General features: G+C 69.6%; 20 protein-coding genes. 9 read left to right on the forward strand and 11 right to left on the reverse strand.

Going from position 1 to position 22,904, the window contains the following annotated elements:
- Positions 1–150: 150 nt before the first annotated feature.
- From ACFVXA_RS07505 to ACFVXA_RS07525, 5 genes are all read right to left on the reverse strand, one after another.
- Complete coding sequence (locus ACFVXA_RS07505; RefSeq protein ID WP_390024157.1) at positions 151–1,503, reverse strand: CAP domain-containing protein; 1,353 nt, start codon at positions 1,501–1,503, stop codon at positions 151–153.
- 35 nt (positions 1,504–1,538) lie between these two features.
- Positions 1,539–1,853, reverse strand: coding sequence for a DUF1232 domain-containing protein (locus ACFVXA_RS07510; protein ID WP_390024159.1), 315 nt, complete (start codon positions 1,851–1,853; stop codon positions 1,539–1,541).
- Positions 1,854–2,097: 244 nt separating this feature from the next.
- The gene (locus tag ACFVXA_RS07515) at positions 2,098–3,000 is read right to left on the reverse strand and encodes an MBL fold metallo-hydrolase (RefSeq protein ID WP_390024161.1); all 903 of its coding nucleotides are present in this window, start codon (positions 2,998–3,000) and stop codon (positions 2,098–2,100) included.
- A gap of 51 nt (positions 3,001–3,051) precedes the next feature.
- Positions 3,052–3,429, reverse strand: coding sequence for a hypothetical protein (locus ACFVXA_RS07520; protein WP_362021610.1), 378 nt, complete (start codon positions 3,427–3,429; stop codon positions 3,052–3,054).
- A 451-nt stretch (positions 3,430–3,880) separates the two neighbouring features.
- Positions 3,881–4,804: a MurR/RpiR family transcriptional regulator gene (locus ACFVXA_RS07525; protein ID WP_383748166.1), complete on the reverse strand. Its 924-nt coding sequence runs from the start codon at positions 4,802–4,804 to the stop codon at positions 3,881–3,883.
- Between the two features lie 204 nt (positions 4,805–5,008).
- Here ACFVXA_RS07525 and ACFVXA_RS07530 point away from each other — a divergent pair, with 204 nt between their 5' ends.
- Both ACFVXA_RS07530 and ACFVXA_RS07535 read left to right on the forward strand, forming a co-directional pair.
- Positions 5,009–5,848 carry a DUF1206 domain-containing protein gene (locus ACFVXA_RS07530; protein ID WP_362021447.1) on the forward strand — a complete coding sequence of 280 codons (840 nt, stop codon included), beginning with the start codon at positions 5,009–5,011 and terminating at the stop codon, positions 5,846–5,848.
- Positions 5,849–6,116: 268 nt separating this feature from the next.
- On the forward strand, positions 6,117–7,265 hold the full coding sequence (locus tag ACFVXA_RS07535; protein WP_390024163.1) for a glycoside hydrolase family 88 protein: 1,149 nt from the start codon (positions 6,117–6,119) through the stop codon (positions 7,263–7,265).
- A 60-nt stretch (positions 7,266–7,325) separates the two neighbouring features.
- Here the strand turns inward: ACFVXA_RS07535 and ACFVXA_RS07540 are convergent, their stop codons facing one another.
- From ACFVXA_RS07540 to ACFVXA_RS07560, 5 genes are all read right to left on the reverse strand, one after another.
- The gene (locus ACFVXA_RS07540) at positions 7,326–8,621 is read right to left on the reverse strand and encodes a ThuA domain-containing protein (RefSeq protein ID WP_362021441.1); all 1,296 of its coding nucleotides are present in this window, start codon (positions 8,619–8,621) and stop codon (positions 7,326–7,328) included.
- Between the two features lie 27 nt (positions 8,622–8,648).
- Complete coding sequence (locus ACFVXA_RS07545) at positions 8,649–10,874, reverse strand: RICIN domain-containing protein (protein ID WP_383748174.1); 2,226 nt, start codon at positions 10,872–10,874, stop codon at positions 8,649–8,651.
- A gap of 46 nt (positions 10,875–10,920) precedes the next feature.
- The gene (locus ACFVXA_RS07550; protein ID WP_362021439.1) at positions 10,921–12,315 is read right to left on the reverse strand and encodes a ricin-type beta-trefoil lectin domain protein; all 1,395 of its coding nucleotides are present in this window, start codon (positions 12,313–12,315) and stop codon (positions 10,921–10,923) included.
- 497 nt (positions 12,316–12,812) lie between these two features.
- Positions 12,813–13,331, reverse strand: a complete 519-nt coding sequence (locus tag ACFVXA_RS07555) for a DUF2231 domain-containing protein (protein WP_362021436.1) — start codon at positions 13,329–13,331, stop codon at positions 12,813–12,815.
- Between the two features lie 304 nt (positions 13,332–13,635).
- The gene (locus ACFVXA_RS07560; protein WP_390024165.1) at positions 13,636–13,797 is read right to left on the reverse strand and encodes a cholesterol oxidase substrate-binding domain-containing protein; all 162 of its coding nucleotides are present in this window, start codon (positions 13,795–13,797) and stop codon (positions 13,636–13,638) included.
- 276 nt (positions 13,798–14,073) lie between these two features.
- Here ACFVXA_RS07560 and ACFVXA_RS07565 point away from each other — a divergent pair, with 276 nt between their 5' ends.
- A complete protein-coding gene (locus ACFVXA_RS07565) occupies positions 14,074–15,057 on the forward strand; it encodes an aldo/keto reductase (protein ID WP_390024167.1) in 984 nt (327 codons plus the stop codon).
- A gap of 57 nt (positions 15,058–15,114) precedes the next feature.
- Here ACFVXA_RS07565 and ACFVXA_RS07570 read toward each other — a convergent pair whose 3' ends face one another.
- Positions 15,115–15,792 (reverse strand): DUF2238 domain-containing protein, encoded by a 678-nt coding sequence (locus tag ACFVXA_RS07570; RefSeq protein ID WP_390024169.1) that lies wholly within the window; start codon positions 15,790–15,792, stop codon positions 15,115–15,117.
- 261 nt (positions 15,793–16,053) lie between these two features.
- On the opposite strand from ACFVXA_RS07570, the gene ACFVXA_RS07575 reads away from it, so the two are divergent.
- The 6 genes from ACFVXA_RS07575 (at position 16,054) to ACFVXA_RS07600 (ending at position 22,854) form a co-directional block, all read left to right on the forward strand.
- Positions 16,054–16,860, forward strand: coding sequence for a TetR/AcrR family transcriptional regulator (locus ACFVXA_RS07575; RefSeq protein WP_390024171.1), 807 nt, complete (start codon positions 16,054–16,056; stop codon positions 16,858–16,860).
- Positions 16,861–16,952: 92 nt separating this feature from the next.
- The gene (locus ACFVXA_RS07580) at positions 16,953–18,113 is read left to right on the forward strand and encodes an FAD-dependent oxidoreductase (protein ID WP_390024173.1); all 1,161 of its coding nucleotides are present in this window, start codon (positions 16,953–16,955) and stop codon (positions 18,111–18,113) included.
- 324 nt (positions 18,114–18,437) lie between these two features.
- The gene (locus ACFVXA_RS07585) at positions 18,438–19,442 is read left to right on the forward strand and encodes a LacI family DNA-binding transcriptional regulator (protein ID WP_390024175.1); all 1,005 of its coding nucleotides are present in this window, start codon (positions 18,438–18,440) and stop codon (positions 19,440–19,442) included.
- A 271-nt stretch (positions 19,443–19,713) separates the two neighbouring features.
- Positions 19,714–21,048, forward strand: a complete 1,335-nt coding sequence (locus ACFVXA_RS07590) for an ABC transporter substrate-binding protein (RefSeq protein WP_390024177.1) — start codon at positions 19,714–19,716, stop codon at positions 21,046–21,048.
- A gap of 7 nt (positions 21,049–21,055) precedes the next feature.
- Positions 21,056–22,000: a carbohydrate ABC transporter permease gene (locus ACFVXA_RS07595; RefSeq protein ID WP_390024179.1), complete on the forward strand. Its 945-nt coding sequence runs from the start codon at positions 21,056–21,058 to the stop codon at positions 21,998–22,000.
- Complete coding sequence (locus ACFVXA_RS07600) at positions 21,997–22,854, forward strand: carbohydrate ABC transporter permease (protein WP_362021413.1); 858 nt, start codon at positions 21,997–21,999, stop codon at positions 22,852–22,854. The genes ACFVXA_RS07595 and ACFVXA_RS07600 overlap by 4 nt, the downstream gene beginning before the upstream one ends.
- The last annotated feature ends 50 nt before the right edge of the window (positions 22,855–22,904 follow it).

The raw sequence follows: 22,904 nt of genomic DNA on the forward strand, positions 1-22,904 counted from the left end.
TCATCTCTACGCGCTGGGAGGGCGCCTGGGTTGCATTGCCCGGCGAAGAATCGGAAACGGTGCATTCGAATCGGTGGATTGGCGGAAAAGCGGCGGCAGGAGAGGCGCGCGCGGTCCGGACGGGGCCGCGGGCGGTCCGGCAGCGGTGGGTCAGCCGCCGAAGAGCTGGGTCCAGTACGTGCCCGCAGCGCCGCCGCCGGCCAGACCGATGCCTATGTGGGTGAAGTCGGGCTTCAGGATGTTGGCACGGTGGCCGGGGCTGTCCATCCAGCCCCGGACGACCTCGGCGGGGGAGCGCTGCCCGCACGCGATGTTCTCCCCGATGGTCCGGCGGGTGCTCCCCGCGGCGGCGGCCCGATCCCAGGGCCGGCTGCCGTCGGGGGCGGTGTGGGAGTAGAAGGCGCGGGCCACCATGTCGGCGCTGTGGGCCTGGGCCGCGGTGGTGAGCAGGGGGTCACCGGCCAGGGGCGGCAGACGCGCCGCGGTCCGCTCGGCGTTGGTGAGCGCGATGACCTCGTCGGCGGTCCGGGCCAGCGCCGCGGGGCTGTAGGGCCTCGCCCACAGCGCCGTCCAGTACAGGGTGCCGGAGCGGCCGTCGGCGGCGTACGCCAGGCCCGCCTGGCTGAAGACGGGGTCGCACAGCGTGTGCCGGGACTGTTCGGCGGAGAGACAGTACTCCACGAACTCGCGCGGGGTGCGCGGGCCGGAGACCAGGTGCTCGCCGACGGTGAGATACGGGTATCCGGCCGCGATGACACGCTGGTAGACGGAGATGCCGTCCGGAGTGCCGGAACCGAGGATTCCGCGCGCGGCCATGGCGGAGGCATGGGCCCGCGCCGCGGACGACAGCCGCGCGTCGAGGGAGACCGGCGGGGAACCGGCCGCCGCGCGGGCGGGGTTCACCAGGCCGAGGAAGCCGTCCGGGTCGGCGGCGCCGGCCGAAGTCGCGCTCCGTGTCGCGCCCCGCGCCCCGCCCGGCAGGGCACCCGGCGTCGCCCTCGGTGTCGTCCCCGGCGTGGCGTGGTCGTCGGTGACATCGACGCCGAAGTCCCGCGCGATGCCCGCCAGTCCGTCCGCGTACCCCTGGCCCAGGGCGCGGAGTTTCCACCCGGTGCCGCGCCGGTACAGCTCGGCGAGCAGCAGCAGGGTCTCGCGCTGTGGACGTGGCGGGGTGAACCGGGCGAGCGCACGACCGTCCGGTGCGGTGACGTGCAGGGTGGGCGCGGGCAGCCGGCCGAGGGGTGTCGTGGGGTCGGCGGGGCTGACGACCACGGTGACGCGGCTCGCGCCGGTCCGCAGCCTCGGCGGATCGATGGTGAGCCGCTCGCCCTGGAGGCGGGCGCCGGGCGCGGTCGGCTGGTTGTAGAACACGAAGTCGCCGTCGCCGCGCACCTTTCCGCTGTCGTCGGTGATGAGCGCCGATACGTCGAAGGGGCCCGGCACCCTGAGGGTCAGGATGCCGCCAGGCAGGGGCGTGTTGCCCCCGGGAACCAACTCGCTCATGGTGCCGCCCGTCGACGCGCCGCTCGGTACAGACCTCAACGTCCCGTCGGGGCGCGCGGGTTCCCGCGGACGGTGGGCAGCGCATCCTTCGGGACCGCGCGCAGTGAGCGCAGGGCCAGCAGCAGGACGCCGATGTCGTCCAGATAGACGGGGTCGGGCAGCAGATCGGTCGGCAGCACGAGATAGACGACGGCACCCCAGAAGACCCAGCGCGGCCCGGAGGGGAGCCCCGCGCGCCGCAGGTCACGGCGGGCGCGGACGAGCCGGACCAGAAGCACGATAGCCACCGCGAGGGCGACGGCACCCAGCACGGCGGCGACGAGGATCAACGTCCACGCTGTGGAATCCATGAGACCGTCCCGTCCGCCCCGTCCGTCCAGTCCGCTCGTCGGGCTGCTCGCTCTCCGTCTTCCCGCCCACGCCGTTTCCTACCGCGTCCCTGTGGGCCATTCGCAGTGCGTCCGTGGGCCGTTCGCGGTGTCGGTGTGGGCCGTTCGCGGTGCCGCCCCGTACCGGGCGAACCCGGATCCGGGCCCGGTGCGGCGAGAGCACGTGGAGGGCCCCGTGGGACGGGCGGGACTGTGACGACTGGCTCTAGTCCCCGCCCGGAGCGTCGTCGCGGCAGATCACGAAGTCGGCGAACGCATGGCGTCCCGGCCGGTCGCCGACGATGTCGATCGCCGCCCGGATGTCGCGTAGTTGATCCGTCGTCATCTGCAGCGGCGGCTCGTCGGGCTGATACGTGGTGCGCACCGGATAGTCCCGGCCCCGCTGCCGGGTCATCTCGATGTGGCATCCGAGGACGTGGGTGACCGGCCGGTCGGCACAGAAGTCGATGAGCCGGTCGAGGCTACGGGTGAAGGCCGGCCAGTCCTCGACGTAGAGGCGTCCGGGATAGACCGTGTCACCGGTGAGCAGGAACCCGGTCCAGGGATCGAAGAAGGTCACCGCCGCCTCGTGATGGCCCGGTGTGGCCAGGCATTCGAGGACGCGGTCCCCCAGGTCGACCCGAGCGACACTCCCGGGATCGTCCTGGAAGCCGAAGAAGTCCCAGGCGCTGTCCAGTGCCGCGTCCACCACCTTCGTGTCGGGGCGGCCGGTGAACTGGCCGTCCCCCGCGATGTGGTCGCCGTGCGGATGCGTGTGCAGCACCAACAGCTCATAGCCGTCGCGGGGGTGCGCCGCGAGCCACTCCTCCACCACCTCGTCGATCACGCGACGCAGCGGGAAGTACTCGGCCGAGGCCGTGGCGCCGGTGTCGATCAGAACGGCCCGTGCCTCGCCGAACAGCAGGAACAGGAACGGCGCCTCGTAGTCGATCGCCATGTTCTGCCGGAGGATGAACGTGTGCTCGTCGTACGCGTGGACCTGGATGTCGGGGTCCGTGTTGTGCTTGGCCGACGGCGAGCCGTGAATCCACCGTACGTCGAGGGTCCGGGCCGGTGCCGAGCCCTCCACCGGACCCGAGACACCCCACGGCTGCCTGTGCGTGTTCACGACGCCTCCTGAGTGACGGTCCTGCCGGGACCTCCGCTCAGCCCCGGGACCTCAGTTTCGCGCGGCGCTGCCGTCCGAGAGTGCCTGGGTCACCGCGCGGATGCTTCGGGCGATGTGCTGGAGCTGCATGACCTCCGCCGCGTACAGCTTGATGGTGTGCTCGATGACCGCCTCGTGCATGCCGAGGGAGGGCAGTTCGGTCCGGGCTGTCTGCAGGGCGGTCCGCGCCACGCGGATCTCGTGCTGCACCTGGATCTGGGCGTGGCGGGCGAGCAGTACGGGGTGCTTGAGCAGGACGGGGTAGCTCGCGTAGCGGGTCGGCACCAGCTCGCGCAGCCACTTGACCGCCGATCGCTCCCAGTCGAAGCTGCCGGGGGTCTTGACCTGGCACGGCCAGTCCGAGGTGATCGGTGAGTACGTCAGGGCCATGTTCATCGCTTCCGGGTTACGTCGGCGGGGACGGTCGTCGAGATCTGGGGCGGCCCCGGTCTAGGGGATGGCCGGGGCCGCCACCACGGGCGCTCGCGAAGGCGAGGCCCGTCTGAACACCCGGGACCCGATGCGGGTAGGAGCGGACGGCCCCGGGTGGTCATGGAGGTGACCAGGAGGCCTCCGGGTCACGATCCGCGAGAAGTATTTATATATACCGCCGGATGCGCAAGAACATGAAAACATTCATGCGCGCTTTAATGTGATTGATCCCGTGATGCCATGGTGACAGGCAGTGCGGGAGAGGCGGTGCGGGGAGAGAGGGGCTCCGTGCAAGGGGGCGGGTCCCGCAGCAGGCCTCGCCCGGGCCGCTATCGATGAGGACGCGCGGCAGGGCTCGCCCGCGCCGTACTTTCGACGAGGGCGGAGGCAGTCCTTCAGGAGGGCGGAGTCAGTCCTTCAGGAAGAAGTGGTGCTGCTCGGCGACCTGCTCGTACTCCTCCAGGCGCGCCTGCGTCCGCTCCGGATCGGCGTCGGTCATGGCCTGCAGCAGCGCCGCCGACAGGACGACCGGCGCGGCGTAGGAGTCGAAGACGAGTCGTGAGCCGGTGCCGGTGGCGAAGGTGACGTCGGCCTCGTCCGCCAGCGGGCCGAGCCCCAGATCCGTGATCAGCGCCACCCGCAGACCCGCGCTGTGCGCGACCCGCAGGGCCGTGAGCGTCTCCTGGGCGTGCCGGGGCATCCCGAAGGCGAGCAGCCAGGTGCCGCCGGCCGCGCGGGACTGGAGCAACGCGTCGTAGGCGACGCTGCCGCCCCGGGTCACCAGGCGTACGTCCGGGTGGATGCGCCGTGCGGCGTACGCGAAGTACTCGGCGAGTGAAACCGAGATCCGCAGCCCCAGGACGGTCAGCGGTGTCGACTCCGACAGCGCGCGGCCGACGCGGATGATCTCGTCCGGATCGGCGAAGTCCCGTCGCAGGTTCTCCAGGTTCTCGATCTCCGCGTCCACCGCCGCCTGGAGTTCGTTGCTCGTGACCTCCGCCGGCGTGCCCGGCGCGCTGCCGAGGGTGCTGAGCGCGATCGACTGGAGCTTCTCCCGCAGTGCGGGGTAACCGCTGAAGCCCACCGCCGCGGCGAAACGCGTCACCGAGGGCTGGCTCACGCCCACCCGCTCCGCGAGATCGGTGATCGACAGGAACGCCGCCTCGGTGATGTGCTCGATCAGATACTGGGCGATACGCCGCTGCCCCGGCGAGAGCCGGGGTCCGTCGAACAGCTCCCTGAGCTGGGACATGGGTGCCGCGCCCACCTCCGGGGCGGTCTTCCCCGAGGTGATCGCAGATGCCTGAGCGCGTGCCTGCTGCGGCGATGGCACCGGAGCGCCTCCTTCGTGTCCCACGAGAACTCAACATAGCTCACGGACCGTGTTGACCTGGGCATGTATCACCACACGCGAGGGCGCGGCCCCCGTTTCACCCGCGCCTGCGGGGTACCCGACTCCCCTCGAGGACCTGCCCGTTCGACGGTCGCCCGAGCGTGCCGTGTAGGTGAGGGGCAGACACAGGGGGAGGAGATGCCCATGAGTGCACATCCGCAGTCGGCGACCTGGAGCGGTCGGCTTCGTGCCCGCCGGGCGGCGACGGGATCGGCGCGGGAAGGCGCGGCCAAGGCAGGGCTGGCCGCACGCGGCGTGATCTATGTGCTGGTGGGCGTGCTGGCGCTGCGGATCGCCTTCGGAGACGGCGGGCGCCCGGCCGACCGGAGCGGTGCGCTCCAGGAGATCTCCACGAAACCGTTCGGAGCCGTCCTGTTGTGGGCGCTGGGGGCGGGGGTCGTCGGGATGGCGCTGTGGCGGCTGTCCGAGGCGCTCTTCGGCGCGGCGGGGCGGGACGGGCACAAGGCCGGAAAGCGACTGCTGTCGGCCGCGCGCTGTCTCTTCTACGCCTTCGTCGCCTACTCCGTGCTGTCCTTCGCCGCGGGCGCGGGCGGCGCGGGCTCCGGCGACGCGCAGTCCCGGGACGTGACGGCCAAGGCGCTGGGGTGGCCCGCAGGGCAGTGGATCGTGGGCGCCGTGGGAGCCGGTGCCGTCGTGGCGGGAGTGTGGATCGCGGCCCGGGCGGTGCTGCGCAAGTACCGGGAGGACCTGAAGCTCGGCGAGATGTCGCGGAGGACACGCATGGTGGTCGACACGACGGGCGTGGTCGGCGGGGCGGCGCGGGGCTTGGTCTTCGCGGCGGTGGGCGTGTTCGCGTTGCAGGCCGCGGTGGACTACGAGCCCGACAAGGCCAAGGGTGTGGACGGCGCACTCCGGTCCTTCAGCGAGACCCCGATGGGCCCGTCGCTGCTGGCCTGCGTCGCCGCGGGGCTCGTCCTGTTCGGGGTGTTCTCCTGCGCGATGGCGCGGTGGCGCAAGGTGTGAGGACGCGACGAGGGATGCCTTCCGCGAACGTACCGCCGGAAGGCGTCCCTCCGGTGAACGTGCCGTCGGAAGGCACCAAGCCCCTCCGCGAACGTGCCGCCGGAAGGCGTCCCTCCGGCGAACGTGCCGCCGCGACCCGGGTTCCGTCACATGAACCGACGCCGTTGAGTTGAACTCCCTTCGGTTCGCGACAAGTTGACGACGGACCATGGACATCGCGTGAGGCGGGAGTTGAGGATGGGAGTCCCCATCCGTAGGAGTTGTTCACATGGATAGACGACGCCTGCTCTCCGGCGCGGCCGCGCTCACGGCCTCCGCATCCCTCCTGCCCTCCCTGACGGGCACCGCTCAGGCCGCCGCGCGCGCCGCCTCCCCCGGGCTCCCGTCGAGTGCCGAGATCACCGCCGTCCTGCGGCGCGTGGCCGACCAGTGGATCGGCGCCCACACGGACCCCGGCGACAACGGCTGGGCCAACGCCACCTTCTTCAGCGGACTCCTCGCCCTCCAGCGCCTGACCGGCAGCCCCCGCTACCTGACGTACGCCAGGAACTGGGCCGAGAAGCACGCGTACGGCCTCAGCGGCGGTGTCACCACGCGCCACGCCGACAACCACAACGCCGGGCAGGCCTACCTCGACCTGTACGAGATCGAGCCGGACGAGAGCAAGATCTCCGCCATCGAGGAGTCGCTCCACCGCATGGTCTACACGGACCAGCCGGACAAGAACGACGACTGGTGGTGGGACGACGCCCTGCACATGGCGATGCCGCCGTTCGCCCGGATCGGCGTGCTCCGCGGCGACCCCCGGTACGGGGACAAGCTGTACGCCCTCTACAACCACACCAAGCGGCTCGAGGGCGGACCGGGCCTGTACGACGCCGGCACCGGGCTCTGGTACCGCGACAAGCGTTTCCTGCCCGGCGGGATCCTCTCGCCGTCGGGCAAGCCGGTGGTGTGGTCGCGCGGCAACGGATGGGTGACCGGCGGCCACGCCAAGACCCTGAAGGCGCTCCCGCCGAGCGAGCGGCACACCGGCGAATACCGGGAGACGCTGACCCGTCTCGTGACGGCCGTGGCACGGGTGCAGCGCACGGACGGCTTCTGGAACGTGAACCTCGCCGACCCCGCGCACCTGCCCGGACCCGAGACGAGCGGCACCTCCTTCTTCCTCTACGGCACCGCCTACGCCGTGCGCGCCCGCCTCGTCGACCGGTCCGCGTACCTGCCCGTCGCGGCCCGCGCCTGGAACGGCCTCGTCAGCACCGCCGTACACCCCGACGGCTTCCTGGGCTACGTGCAGAACGTCGGCGACCGCCCCGAGTCCAGCCAGCCCGTCACGTACGACAGCACCGCGAACTTCGGCGTCGGTGCCTTCCTGCTCGGCGGCACCGAACTGGCCCGCCTGGCCGGCTCCTGACGGCGACAGACAGGTGCCCCCACCGCCGGTATGCGGTGGGGGCACCCTTGTGCTGATCGGTCAGGGCTGTGCGGTGAGCGTGAAGCTCTGTGCGGTGGAGCCGTCACAGGTGCGCTGGGTGAGCTGCACGCTGTTCGTCGCCGCGCTCGCCGCGGTCAGGCACTTGCCGCTGTGCCGGGCCGTGAAGTGATAGCGCCCGGTGCTCTCCTTGACGGGCAGCCACTGCTGGTTCTGCCCGCCCCCGTAACTCCACAGCTGAAGCGCCGCGTTGTCGGCCGTCGAGACACCGGTCACGTCGATGACCTGCTGTGGGTTGGCGCGGATCCCGACCTGGCGGTAGCCGCTGTCGGTCGAGCGGAACTGGAACTGCTGTGCCTGGGTGCCGTTGCAGGCGTACTGCTGGATCGCGGTCCCGTTCGCCGTGGCGGCCGAACGGGCGTCCACACAGGTGCCGTTGCCGGCGTTCGTCAGTGAGTACCAGGCGGTCTCCGAGGGGGAGTCCGCGGGCGGCGGGGTGGTCGAGTCCGCCCCGCCCAGCCACTTCAGGCCGTCCAGCAGGAACTGGTTCTGTGTGGCACTGGCGAACGTCGACGACAGCCGCGTGTTGGTCGAGTAGTTCATCGCGTTGTGGCCGAAGTTCGCGTACAGCATCTTGTACTTCGTGTTGGTCCACAGGATCGGGTAATAGCCGCTGTACCAGGACTGGTTGGGGTCGGTGCCCAGCGGGAAGCTGCTGGGGTCGACCGATGCCAGGATCTTGATGTCCGGGTTCTGCCGCAGGTCGTTGGACCAGCTGTACCACTCGCTGACCGACGAGGTGAACGTGGCCGGCAGGTTCTTGGTGGACGGGTGCGTACGGTCCTCGACCTTCAGGACCGCCGTCGTCGGACCCCAGGTGTTCGACTGGAAGTTACCCGAGCCGAGAAACGTGTTGTGGTACCAGGACCAGCCCGCCGCGTTGGTCGTGAAGGCCGCGACATGGAAACCCATCCAGGCACCGCCGTTGCGCATGTACGTCTCGAAACCCGTCCGTTGGGCGGATGTCTGCGGCAAGTCGTCGAGGAACAGGACGACTTGATACGCGTTGACGCCGCCGTTGCTGAGCAGGTCCCAGTTGTTGCTGGCCGTGTAGGTGAAGCCGTTCGCCGCGGCCTGCTTGGGGAACCAGTCGTTCGCCTCCTTCTCGAAGTCGATGTGCGCCGCGTCGTAGGTGCCGCTGTAGAGCCCGAGCACCTTGAACGGCGTCGCCGCGCTGCTCGCCTGGGCGGCGGGCGGTGCCGCGAGGCCCAGCAGCGTCGCCAGCAGGACGAGGACCCGCAGGGCCGCGCGCGCGGGACCGGATCTGATGGTGTGCATCCGCTGATCGATCCTTTCTCTGCGGGGCTACGGGTAGTTGGTGAGGTTGGCGACGTTGGTGCTGGAGTTGGACGGTCCTCCGGTGTTGTTGATGATGTGGCTGATGGTGCCGACACCGCCGAGCGAGACGGTCACCATGTCGTGGAACTTGACTCCCGAGACGCTCGGGACCTCGAAGGCCCGGTCCGCGACCACGCTCGAATTGGAGCTGAAGTAGCAGTAGCTGCCCAGGCCCCATGCCTCGTGCGTGGTGACGGAGGCGCCGACCTTGTACGCGGGATAGCCCTTGCCGGTGCCGTTCATCCAGGACGACTGGTTCGGCGGGTCGTACGGCATCTCGTTCTGGAAGAAGTACGTTCTGCCGCCGTTGCCGTTCCAGGTCACCTGAGTCTTCTGGAAGTGCTCGACGAACAGGCCGTACGCGGTCACGTTGTTGCCGTTGACGATCAGGCCGTTGTCGGCTGTGTTGGTGGTCCAGCCGACCGTGCCGGAGTTGCCGTGGTCGGCCCGCCAGATCCAGGTGTGGTCGATGATCGTGTTGGCGCTGTTGATCACCAGCGACTGGGTCGCCTTGCCGACCGTGGCGCCGCCGATCCGGATGAAGACGTCGGACAGCTGCGTCGGGTTGGCCGCGTGGGTGGCGGACGAACCGGCCGGGCCGATCTGCATCAGCGTCTGGGAGTTGGTGGTGCCCGCGTCGATCAGCAGGCCCGCCAGCTCGATGCCGTCCACGTCGGCGGTGGTGACGGCGGTGATCCCGCCGTCCGGCACGAAGGTGGCCAGGCCCATGCCCAGCACCACCGTGTCGGGGCGCGTGATGTTGATCGTCTGGTTGAGGTGGTAGACACCAGGGGTGACCAGCAGGTTCTTGCCCGCCGCGAGAGCCGAGTTCATGTCGGCCGCGGTGGCGCCGGGCTTGACGATGTAGAACTGGTCGATCGGCAGGGACTTGCCCGCCGGGGTCTTCCCGCTCCACGTGGTGCCGACGGCGTTGCTCTGCAGCCCGGGCACGAACACCTGATAGGCGCCCGCGCTGTCGACGTACAGGAACGGCTTCTCGCGGATCGTCGGGGAGCTGGCGACGTTGGTGTACGTCGGGAAGGACTGGGCGGGCGCGCCCTGGTCGCCGACGAAGACCATGTTCCAGTTGGAGCCGGACCAGCTGCCCATCTGCGAGTTCCGGGTGAGGAACTGCTGCTGGGAGCCGGACCGGATCTGCCCGTCGACCTTGGTGTCGGAGATGAAGCCGCCGCTGGACCAGCCGCCGTCGTCAAGGGCGAGGTTGCCGCGCACGTGCATGCGCCGGTACGGGGCGGCCTGGGAGACGGCCCAGCGGTCGCTGCCGCCCGTGGGGTTGACCGACAGGTTCTCGGCGTCGCGCCAGAAGTTCTGGGTCGCGTTGCCCTGGAACCAGTCGGCCTCCGCGTGCACGGAACCGTTGATGGTCACGTCGTCCGGCGAGAAGCCCAGGCCGGCGACCTGCGTGTAGAAGCCGACGTTGGCGTTGGCGCTGTAGGTGCCGGGCTTGAACAGCAGGGCCTGGCGGGCCGAGCCGAACTGGTTGGTCTCCTGCTGGGAGAAGACCGAGTCCAGCTTGGACTGGATGCTGGACGACGACATCGACGGGTCGAACACCGTCACGTTGGGACCGAAGTCCGGAGTGCCCGGCGGGTTCGTCGTGCCGCCTCCGCTCAGAGTGAAGGACTGCGCGGCGGTGCCGTTGCAGGTGTACTGCGCCAGCTGCACGCTGTCCGCGGTGGAGGCGCTGGGGACGTCCAGGCACTTCCCGCTGTTGCGGTTGACGAAGTGGTAGGCGCCGTCGGCCTCGGCGACGGGCTGCCACTGCTGGTTGTTGCCGCTGGAGTACGTCCACAGCTGGACGGTCGCGGAGTCGGCGGTGGAAACGCCGGTGACGTCCCAGGCCTTGGTGGCGTCGAGGTTGCTGTTCACCCGGTAGTAGCCACCGCTGGTGGCCACCAGCTGCCAGTTCTGGGCGGTGCTGCCGTTGCACGCGTACTGCTGGACGGCGGTGCCGTCGGCACTCGCGGCCGAGCGGGCGTCGACACACTTGCCGCTGCCCTTGTTGACCACGGTGGTGTAGCCGGTCGGCAGGGCGGCGGCCGCCGCGGTCTGCGCGTTCGCCGAGTCCTGCGAGGCGTACGCGATGCCGGACACGGTGCTCGCCACGAGCGCGACCACGGTCAGAACCTTCGGTATCCGGTGGCGGCCGGACAGTCTCTTCCGTCTGAGCACGGATTTCTCCTGTGGTGATGGGGGGTGAAAGGGTGGAGCGCGTCCGTCAGCCGGTGTACTTGGCGAAGATGCTGGTGAACTGCCAGGCGCTCTGCGCCACGCCCGAGCAGGTGTCGTTGTTCGGGTAACTGCCGGAGCAGGGGCGGTCACGGTTGGCCGACCAGAACGTCAGCCGCGCCAGGTGGTGCTGCTGCGCGTAGCTGAGGATGGTCTGGAAGTCGGCGGTGGTGACGGTCTCGTTGACGTCGGTGATGCCGTTCATGGACGAGATGCCCATGTCCCGGTAGGCCTGGTCGTCGGTGTAGCCGTACGCGTTCTTCAGCGCGGTCTTGAGGCCCTCCGCGGCCCGCTGGGTGAGCGTGCCCATGTTCTGGCCCGCACCACCGAAGTCGAACGGCATGATCGTCCAGCTGTCCACGGTCAGCCCGGACGCCGCGGCGCGGTTGATGAGGCCGGTGTCGGGGCCGGACTGCCCGGTGCCGATGGTGACGTACACCTTGATGCCCGGGTTGTTGGCCTTGACGGTCTTGAGCGCGTCCACCGTGCGCTGCTGGACCGTCGTGTTGCTGTACGCGTCGGCCTCGATGTCGATGTCGATGGCCTTGAGGCCGTAGGCGTTGATGACCTTCTGGTACGCCGCCGCCAGCTCGCCGGCGCTGGAGCAGGAGCTCTCCAGCTTGTTGCCGCTGTACCCGCCGAACGAGGGGATGATGTCGCCGCCGTTGGCACGCACCGTGTTGACGGTCTGCTGGTCGACGCCGCCGGTCAGGGCGCGGCTGCCGTCCCACTGCGGGTTGCAGTACCCGTTGCTGAGGACGAAGGCCAGCGTGAACCACTTGACGCCGGTCGCGTTCATGACAGTCGTGGGGCTGGGCGGGTTGCCCCAGCCGTTGTAGAGGTACGGCGCGACGGCCATCGGCGCGGACGTGGACGGGGGCGTCGTTCCTCCGTCGGCGGCGGGCGCGGTCCACTTCTGATTGGCGGCGCCCGTGCAGCTCCAGATCTGTATCGGGGTGCCGTTCGCCGAGGTGTTGCCCGTGGCGTCGGCGCACTTGTTGGCCTGCGGATTGACGATGTCGCGGGCCGAAGTGACCGTCCACTTCTGGTTCGCCCCGCCCGAACAGTCCCACAGCTGGAGCTTGGCGCCGTCCGCGGTCGAATTGCCGGTGACGTCAAGACACTTGCCGAGGGCCCGTATCGTCCCGTCGGAGCCGACCGTCCACTGCTGGGCGGCGGTGCCGTTGCAGTCGTAGAGCTGTACGGCCGTGCCGTTCGCGGAGTTCGCGCCGGCCACATCGAGGCACTTGCCCCCGAGACCGGTGATCGTGCCGGTGGCCGCGGAGGCGGGCGCCACGCTCAGAGCACTGGCCGAAAGCGCGAGCACAGCGGTGGTGAGGGTTCCACGCAGTGCGGTGGAGCGCGCAAGGGATTGTCTGGTCATGAGGGGGTCACAGCCCTTCACTGGAGGCTGATGGTGGGGGAGTTCACGTTCATGAACATCAAGCGCATTCATGGAGCCGTGGTGATCGGGAACTTAAAGGTCTGCACCAGAGTCGTCAAGAGATGAAGCAAAGGTGCTCATGAATTGCGCGACGTTCCCAAGGAGTTGAACGCGCCGAGACCCCCCGATGACGACGAAGAGCCGAGGCTCTGCCTGCGCAGAACCTCGGCTGGGACGTGCGGTTGTCGGCAAGGGGGCTGCCGGGGAAGGGGCCTGCCGGGGAAGGGGCCTTGCCTTGCCCGTTGACCCCGGCGGGGTGGCGAGGGGCGCCGGCTGACCGGGGCGGGGTGACGAGGGGCGCCGGCTGGCCGGGGCGGGGCGGCAAGGGGCGTTGCCGGTCGACCGGGGCGGGGCGCCAGAGGGCCGCCTTGCCCCGGTCGACCGGCGCGGGGCGTAAAACGTCTCTGGCGGCGCCGGTGCGGGCGTCCCGCGGTCGGTCAGCCGCCCTGGCTCTGCGCCGTCTTCGAGAATCCGTCGTGCCAGGCGGCCTTGGCGCCCGAATCGCCTATCCGGTACACGTCCACCACGGCACCCGTCGCCACGGCCAGGGACAGCACGACGGCGGCGATCCGGACCGGCGTGGAGGTCCAGCGCGCGGCCGGGCCGCCGGTGCTCTCGGGGACGGCGCTCGCGCTCCGCGCCGTCCACCAGACCGCCGCCGACAGCACGAAGAGGCCGACGGCCCACGGCAGGAGACCGTCACCGAGTGCGGCGTGCCTGCGGACCAGGTCGGAACTGTCGACGTGCGCTTCCAGCCAGTCGCCCGCCTGCGTGGTGAGAGGCACGCTGGCCAGCGTCACCAGGGCCAGTACCGGCAGCACGACGCCCAGTCGGCGGGCGACGCGTGGCCAGATCGCGCTCGCGACGAGCGCCAGGGCGCTGAGCGGCACGAGCACGATGACGAAATGTACGAACAGGACGTGCGCGGGCAGACCGTTGACAACAGTGAGGCTCATCAGGCTCGTCTCCCGGAGACGCTGGATTGTGGAGGGTGGGCGCCGGGGTGGGTGCGTTGATCGTCCGGCGCCCGGCGGCTCGCAGCCTGGCACAGGAACTTCTCAGCTTCTTCTGAGGCGGGAGTGAGGGGGAGACACCAGTGAGGCGACCGCGCGACGCCCCCTGCGGACAGCCCTCCCGGTCACGCGAACAGCCGCTTGAGGAAGGCGCTGTCGCACATCCGGGGCGGCTCGAGCCGGGCCAGTACGGGTACGGCGGCCGTCGCGTTCCAGTCCGCTCCTTCGGCTTCTTCGCCTCCCAGCCTTAGTCGCCCTCTTCGCCGTCGTCGAAGGAGGCGGGTACGGCGGTGCCCAGGACCTCCGCATCGGACCATGCCTCCTCGTCGGTGCGGGCCCAGCCCCTCGACCACTCGACGCGTGGCAGAGCGTGTTCGCCGTCGTACGTAGTGCGTAGGAAGCGCTCCAACTCCTGTCAGAACGCCGCCGCGGAAGCGCGGCTGCGCTCGGCGGAAAGCCCTGGCGTGACCAGGTGGAGGGTCCGGCCCTTCACTTCTTAAACGGTCGGTCATGTACGGCACGCGAGGGGCAGTTGACACGAATCAGTTCACCGTCGAAGCGCTTCACCCATCCGGGTGGCCGGCCTTCACAGGGGGTTCCCAGGGGGTGCTTCGCGGACGCACAGCCGGTGGGTGGGGCGGGTGGCGCGTCTCGGGGGACGGCGGCGAAGTGTCAGACTGGCGGCATGGACGAGCGCGAATTCGGCAGGTCGGGTCAGCACGCTTCGGTCGTCGGTCTCGGTACCTGGCAGCTGGGTGCCGACTGGGGCGAGGTGAGTGATCACGATGCCCTGGCGGTACTGGAGGCGGCGGCCGAGTCGGGGGTGACCTTCTTCGACACGGCCGACGTGTACGGCGACGGGCGGAGCGAGCAGACCATCGCCTCGTTCCTGCGGGGCAGGCCGGACCTCCATGTGCAGGTCGCCACCAAGATGGGCCGCCGCGTCGACCAGATCCCGGAGAACTACGTCCTCGGCAACTTCCGCACCTGGAACGACCGTTCCCGGCGCAACCTCGGCGTCGACCGCATCGACCTGGTGCAGCTGCACTGCCCGCCCACACCCGTCTACTCCTCCGACGAGGTCTTCGACGCCCTCGACACCCTGGTCGCGGAGGAGCGCGTCGCCGCGTACGGCGTGAGCGTCGAAACGTGCGACGAGGCGCTGACCGCGATCGCCCGCCCGAACGTGGCGAGCGTCCAGATCATCCTCAATCCCTTCCGCATGAAGCCGCTGCGCCAGGTGCTCCCCGCCGCCCGGGAGGCGGGCGTCGGCGTCATCGCCCGCGTCCCGCTGGCCTCCGGCCTGCTCTCGGGCAAGTACACCAAGGACACCGTCTTCGCGGAGAACGACCACCGGACCTTCAATCGTCACGGGGAGTCCTTCGACCAGGGCGAGACCTTCTCCGGAGTCGACTTCGTGACGGGCGTGGAGGCGGCGGCCGAGTTCTCCGCCCTCGCGCCGGACGGGTTCACCCCGGCCCAGCTGGCGCTGCGCTGGATCATCCAGCAGCCCGGCGTGACCACGGTGATCCCGGGCGCCCGTTCGCCCGAGCAGGCCCGCGTGAACGCGGCGGCGGCGAAACTGCCGGAGCTGCCGCAGAAGACGCTGGACGCGATCGAGGACCTCTACCAGCGGCGGATCAAGGGCCAGGTGGAGAGTCGCTGGTAGGGGCGACCGACGTATGCGCGGGCGGCAGCACCGAGGGTGCTGCCGCCCGTTCCCCCGCTAACGGCGGGCAGTCGCGGCGAGCGCGCCGAGCTGCCGGTCGTGCAGGCGGCTCAGCAGCAGGACCGAGACGGTGGCCCCGATCAGGGCGCAGAACATGTCCCACTGGGTGTCCCACACATCGCCCTGGGTGGCCAGGAAGTCGTCGGCCGCGTGTCCGCCGATCACCGCGGCCGCCCACTCGAACATCTCGAACATCGCGCTGAAGGCGAGGCAGGCGCACACGGTCAGCGGTGCCAGCCAGCGACTGCCGCGCAGCGGTGAGGTCCGGCTGAGCAACTCCCGCACCAGGACGGCGGGCACGAAGCCCTGCATGAGGTGCCCGAACCGGTCGTAGGGATTGCGGTCGAGTCCGAGCCCGTCCCGCACCCAGTCGCCCAACGGCACCTGCGCGTAGGTGTAGTGGCCCCCCATCGCGAGCACGAGCGCGTGCGCCGCGAGCAGACAGCACAGCAGATTCGTGAGCGGGAACCGGCGCCGGGTCAACACGACGAGCGGCAGCCCCACCAGCACCCACACCGTCTCCAGCAGCCATGTCGTCGGGTCGTGCGGACGCCAGGCGGAGAGGGCCATGCCCGCGATGACGAGCGCGACGAGCACGGTCGGCAGTGTGCGCCGCGGTACGCGATCGTCGGACCCCGGCCGGGGAGCGGGCGAGGCGAGGAGATGCTCGGGCATGAGGGACTCCTTGGTCAGGTCGCCCCATCGTGATGGAGCGCCGGGGCGAGGGCATGAGTACGGCTACTCACGCCGGCGCCTGGGGTGAGGGCATGAGTACGGCCACGCGGGCGGCCACCTGGGGCAAGGGCATGAGTAGGGCCGCGCGGGCGGGCACCTGGGTGCATTTGGGCACGGCCACCTGGGTGCATCTGGGCACGGCGTGACGAACATGTTCGTGCCGTACTTGTTCGCGACGAACATGTTCGTTACCTTGGTGGAGTGACAGCACACTCCACTCCCCGCCCCAGCCGTCGCGAGCGCCCGGCGAAACCGGCCCTGACCAGGGACGGCATCATCGAGACGGCCGTCGCGCTCATGCGGGCCGAAGGGCTCCGGCGCGTCACCATGCGCCGCCTGGCCCAGGAGCTCGACACGGGTCCTGCCTCGCTCTACGTCTACGTACGCAACACCGCGGAGCTGCACGCGGCGGTGCTCGACGACCTGCTCGGTGCCGTCGACCTGGGTCCGGCCCGGGCGAGTGGCGACTGGCGTGACCGTCTCGTGCGGGTGCTCACCTCCTACACGGAGGTCCTGTTCGAGCACCCGGGCCTGGCTCGCTCGGCGCTGGTGGCCCGCCCGTCCGGCGAGCGCTATCTGGATCTGGTCGAGGCGTTGCTGTCGCTGCTGAGCGAGGGCGGTGTCCCCGGTGCGCGGGCGGCCTGGGCAGTCGACGTGCTGCTGCAGTTCGCCACGGCGACCGCGGCCGAGCATGCCGCGGGAGAGAAGGATCCCGCGGACGCCGAGGGCGAGTGGGCGGCGCTCGCCGCCGCGCTCCGCGGGGCTTCCGAGAACCGCCACCCGCACATCGCCGCGCTGGCCGCCGAACTGCTCTCCGGCCCCGGCGAGGCCCGTCTGAACTGGGGCTTCCACGTCCTGATCAACGGCGTCCTGCACACACCCAGGCCGGACTGGCCCGACAGCCCGGACGAGCCCGACAGCCCGGGCGCGCTCGACAAGCCCGACGCGCTCCACAAGCCCGACAGGCTCAACGGGCCCGACAGGCTCAACGGGCCCGACGTGCCCTGATGGTCGTCCCTGATGGTCGTCCGCCCCCGACCGTCATCCAATCCCTCGGTCGCCGACCGCCGACCGTTGTCACCTCACCAGGAGAACCCCCCATGCCGACCCACCGACTTCAGCACCACCCCATAGCCGTGATCGGCGCCGGCCTCGGCGGCCTCACGCTCGCCCGCGTCCTGCATGTCAACGGCATCGAGGCCGCCGTCTTCGACCTCGACGCGTCACCGACCGCCCGTACACAGGGCGGAATGCTGGACATGCACGAGGAATCCGGCCAGGCCGCACTGCGCACCGGCGGGCTCTACGAGGAGTTCCGCGCGATCATCCACGACGGCGGCGAGGCCATGCGCATCCTCGACAAGAACGCCACCCTGCGGATGGAGGACGACGGTGCGGGCGGAAAGCGCCCCGAGGTCTCCAGGGGCGCCCTGCGCGACATCCTGCTCGGCTCCCTCCCCGAGAGCACGGTCCGGTGGGGCGCCAAAGTCACCGGCGTGCGGACGCTCGCCGACGGCCGTCACGAGGTGACGCTCGCCGACGCGGAGACGTTCACCGCCGATGTGCTGATCGGCGCCGACGGCGCCTGGTCGAAGGTACGGCCGCTGGTCTCGGACGCCACCCCCGGCTACTGCGGCGTCTCCTTCGTCGAGACGCACCTCCGTGACGCCGACACCCGGCATCCGGAGAGCGCCGCCGTCGTCGGCGGGGGCATGCTCTTTGCGCTCGGCGAGGAGAAGGGCTTCCTCGGCCACCGCGACGGCGACGGCTCGCTGCACATCTACGTCGCCCTGAGGGTGCCGGCCGACTGGGCCACATCCGGTGCCATCGACCTGGGGGACACCGAAGCGGCCAAGGCGCGCCTCCTGGACCACTTCGACGGCTGGGACGAGCGGCTGCGGCGGCTCATCGCCGACGCGGACGGCGCGCTCGTCGCCCGTCCGATCCACGCGCTGCCCGTCGATCACCGCTGGGAGCGCACCCCCGGCGTCACCCTGCTCGGCGACGCGGCCCACCTGATGTCCCCGTTCGCGGGTGAGGGCGCCAACCTCGCCATGCTCGACGGCGCCGAGCTCGCGACCGCGATCGCCGCCCACCCCGACGACGTGGAGAAGGCCCTCACCGCGTACGAGGAGGCACTCTTCCCCCGCGCCGAGGAGGCGGCGATCGCATCCGCGGCCAACCTCGACATCTGCTTCAGCCCGAGCGCCCCGCAGAGCCTGGTCGACCTGATGGCCGCCTACGGCGCCGAGTCCGAGTGACGGACAGCGGCCGCCGCCCACGTACCTGCGCTTCCCGAGCGCGGTGGTGGACCGTCCGGGCGGGACCCACCCGCATCACGATCAGCGCGCCCGACGCCCCCTACATCGACGCCGCGGGGTTCACCGGTGGGGAGCCACCTCGTGCGGAGTCGCGAGGGCGGGTCCAGTGAATCGAGCCCCCGATCGACCCCGACACGGCTCTGGCCTCGCCCGCCCCCTCCGGGTAACCAGGTAAGAGCACCCGAGATCGCGCCGCCGCGCCGGGCACGGGCATACTCAGCCCCTGCGGGCGCATCGGCACCCGTGAGCAGCAGGAGGTGCGCGATGGTGTCGTCATCGGGGACGGAACCCCGGAAGGTCACGATTCATGACGTCGCCAGGTCCGCCGGGGTCTCCCGTCAGACCGTGTCGCGGGCGCTCAACGACAAGGACGAGATCGAGGCCTCCACCAAGCAGCGTGTGCTCGACGCCGCCCGCGAGCTCGGCTACCGGCCCAGTCGGTTCGCCCGTGGTCTGGTCCGGCAGGACACCACCACCATCGGGTTGGTGATCCCGGACCTGCGTAACCCGTTCTTCACCGAGGTCGCCGCGGCCGCCCTGGAGGCGGCGCGGACCCGCGGCTGGCACGTGGTCGTATACGACACCGCGGACCGGGCCGAAGAGGAGCTCGGCACGCTGCAGGTGATCGCCTCGCAAGTGGACGCGGTCGTCGGCTACTTCAGCTGCTCCGACGACGAACTCGAGCGGTTCACCCGTGGCATCCCGGTGGTGCTCATCGGGCGCGAGCACGACACGGCGCGATTCAGCTCGATCCGGATCGACGGCGAAGAGGGCGTCCACGCCGCGGTCGCGCACCTGGTGGCCGCGGGCCATGAACACATCGGCATGCTCGACCACGTCGGCCGCGCGGAGCCGAGCATCCGGCGTCAGTGGTTCACGACGGCCGCGGCGGCGTACGGGATCGACGCCGGCTTGGTGGTCGGTGCGGATCAGTCGGCCGACGGAGGGGGAGCGGCGCTCGATGCCTTGCTCACCGCCCATCCGGAGGTCACCGCGGTCTTCACCTTCAACGACATCATCGCGATCGGTGTCCTGCGCGAGGCGCGCCGGCTGGGCAGGAGCGTCCCGCAGGACCTCGCGGTGATCGGCTTCGACGGCCTGCAGTTCGGCGCCCTCGTCGAGCCCCCGCTCTCCAGCGTCGCCCTCGACACGCGAAAGCTCGGCGCACTCGCCATCGACCAAGTCGCACGGCTGCTGACCGGGGTGGACCCGCTCAGGGCCGACGACCTGATCGTCCGGGCCGAGTTGCGGTTGGGCGGATCCGCTTAACCTGCCGGACTCGTGTGTGACTCCAAAGTCTTGACACTCGACCGCACCGGAGCGCACACTTCCGAACAATTCCAGGCACCCGTGAGCGCTCCCGTGAACGTTCACGGGAGCGCTCACGGATCGGACCGCATGGTTTGCTGATACCGCCACGGCGCTCGGCGCTTGGACCGACACCGTTGCGTCCTGCCATTCCAACCAGAAGGCGTTCCGCCTGAGGTGTCACCGTCGACCCGGCTAGCACCGTCGCTAGTCGTTCTCTGGAACGGAAGATATGAGCAACACAGTCACGCGCATCCGCCTCGCCGTCGTCGCCGTGGCGGCCAGCACGGCCGTACTCGCCGGGTGTTCGTCGCCCGCTCCGTCGGATCATGCGTCAGCGGCCTCCTGTGCGCCCGCGAAGGGCAAGGTCACCCTCCAATACTGGAACACCGTTCCGGGCATGGACCAGGTCGTCGCCCTGTGGAACAAGAAGAACCCGGACATCCAGGTTCAGACGAAGAACATCTCCAACGACCAGTACGGCACCCTCGGCAACGCCCTCAAGGCGGGCAAGGCGCCGGCCCTCGCTCAGGTCGGTTACGACGAGCTCCCCAACCTGCGCACCCAGAACGCCTTCGTGGACGCCTCGGCCTGCTCGGCGGCCACCGCGGCAAAGTCGAAGTTCGTGCCGTGGACCTGGTCGCAGACCAGCTTCGGCGACACCGGCGTGTTCGCCTTCCCGCAGGACACCGGGCCGATGGCCCTCTACGTGCGCAGCGACATCTTCAAGCAGCACGGCCTCACGATCCCGAAGACCTGGGACGAGTACGCGGCCGATGCGCAGAAGCTGCACAAGGCTGACCCCGGCCTCACCATGACGTTCTTCGACCCGAACAACGCCGAGTGGTTCAACGGACTCCTCTGGCAGAACAATGCCGAGATGTACCACTACGCCGGGGACAAGTGGCACGTCACCGTCGCATCCGACCAGAGCAAGCAGGTCGCCGACTACTGGCAGAAGCTGATCGCCGCCAAGCTCGTCCGCACCGACCTCGCCAACGGTTCGACCCAGATGTACGCCGCCTACCAGAAGAACCAGATCGCCAGCTACGTCGGCGCCGCCTGGGGCTACAGCATGTTCCGCGACAACCTGCCCGACCAGGCCGGCAAGTGGACGATCGTGCCGATGCCGACATGGGCCTCGAGCGCCGCATCCGGTGACTGGGGCGGATCCACCGTCGCGTTCATGAAGGGCAACAAGCACCTGTACGAGTCGGTCAAGTTCAACTCCTGGCTGAACACCGACCCGGAAGCCCTCGCGCTGGAGAACAAGCTGGGCGGCCTCTACCCGGCAGCCACCGCCGGTTCGAAGCTTCCCGCGCTCTCGAAGGGCGTCCCGTACTACAACAACGAGAAGATCTTCGACGTCTTCGCCGACTCGTCCAAGAACATCGACACCAGCTTCACCTGGGGACCCACCCAGAAGACGGTGAACCTGGCGCTTCAGGACGCGATGGCCAAGGCGGCAGCCGGCAGCGGCACGCTCACCGACGCGCTCTCGGCCGCCCAGGCGGCCGCGCTGAAGTCGATGAAGGATCAGGCGATCCCGGCCGCGGCGGGCAAGTGACCGCAGCATGACTGACATCGCAGCCCGCGCGACCCGCGTGGTGGCGGCAGGGGGCCGTCGTCGTCACAACGGCGGTGGCCCCCGGGCGGGCACCATCGTCGCGTTCGTGACCCCGTTCTTCCTCCCGTTCGTGCTGTTCTACCTGGTGCCGGTCGCCTACGCGATGTGGCAGAGCTTCCGCGTCGTGCGCCGCACCGGCGGCCAGTACGGCACGTCGTACACGACCTTCGGCGGTTTCCACCAGTACGCGCAGGTGCTCCAGAACACCGAGTTCTGGTCCAGCATCGGGCGTATCGGACTGTTCGGCATCGTGCAGGTCCCGGTGATGCTGTTCGTCGCGCTGATCATGGCGCTGCTGCTCGACAGCCCCCTGCTGAAGCTCAAGTCGTTCTTCCGGATCACGGCGTTCATGCCGTACGCCGTGCCCGGCGTCATCGCCGCGATCATGTGGTCCTACCTCTACTCGCCGCAGCTCAGCCCGGTCGTCGATCTGCTGAAAGGCATCGGTCTCCAGCCCGACTTCCTCGGGCCGGGTGCCGTGCTGTGGTCGGCGGCGAACGTCTCCACCTGGCTCTGGACCGGCTACAACATGCTGATCATGTTCTCGGCACTGCAGTCGATCCCGCAGGAGCTCTACGAAGCCGCCAAGCTCGACGGTGCCGGCAACTGGGCGATCGCCTGGAAGATCAAAGTCCCGATCATCGCCCCGTCGATCATCCTCACCACGGTGTTCTCGATCATCGGCACGCTGCAGCTCTACGCCGAGCCGGCCGTACTGCGCCAGATCTCCTCGAACATCTCCAGCACGTTCACACCGAACATGCTCGCGTACGCGGTGGCCTCCGGGAACAACTACCAGCAGGCGGCGGCGATCTCCGTGGTCATCGCCGTCATCACCTTCGTCTTGAGCTTCGGGTTCATGCGACTGACCTCGAAGAGGGCCGGACTGTGAGCAACCAGCCCCTGATCCGCGAGAGCCGCGTCAGCCGCTCGGCCGCCCTGGCTCTGATGCTCCTCCTGGCGATCTACTTCCTGCTGCCGATCTACTTCCTGATCGTCGCGGCGACGAAGCCCCAGGGCGACCTCGCCTCCACCAACGGACTGGCGTTCTCGCACTTCGACCTGTTCGACAACCTGGGCACCCTGTTCAGCCGCAGCGACGGCATCTTCGGGCGGTGGGCTCTCAACAGCGTGATCTACGCAGTGCTGGGAGCGGCCGTCGGAACCCTGATCTCGGCGCTGTGCGGCTACGCGCTCGCCAAGTTCCAGTTCCGGGGCCGCGAGTTCCTGTTCTCCGTCATCCTCGGCGGCGTCCTCGTTCCCACCACCGCGCTCGCGCTGCCGCTGTTCCTGCTGTTCTCGGCGACCGGGATCGTCAACACCTACCTCGCGGTGTTCCTGCCCAGCATCGTCAGCCCGTTCGGCGTCTACCTCGCCCGCATCTTCACCGCCGCCGCCGTCCCCCAGGAGCTCATCGAGTCGGCGCGCCTGGACGGCGCCGGCGAGTTCCGCACATTCTTCTCCGTCGCGTTCCGGCTGATGACGCCGTCGCTGGTGACCATCTTCCTGTTCCAGTTCGTCGCCATCTGGAACAACTTCTTTCTGCCGATGGTGATGCTGCAGAAGGAGTCGCTCTTCCCGATCACGCTCGGCCTCTACGAGTGGAACGGTCAGACCGCCCGTGCGCCGCTCCTTCAGGAATCCGTGATCACCGGCTCACTGGTCTCGATCGTGCCCGTGATCATCGTGTTCATCCTCCTCCAGCGGTTCTGGCGCACCGGGCTCGCCTCCGGGTCCCTCAAGTAACTCCGTACCCCCTTCTCCTGTTTCCCGCGTCCCCTCGCCAACAGAAGGTC

This window comes from Streptomyces sp. NPDC058246 (assembly GCF_042881985.1).
In the GTDB taxonomy this organism is placed as follows: Bacteria; Actinomycetota; Actinomycetes; order Streptomycetales; family Streptomycetaceae; genus Streptomyces.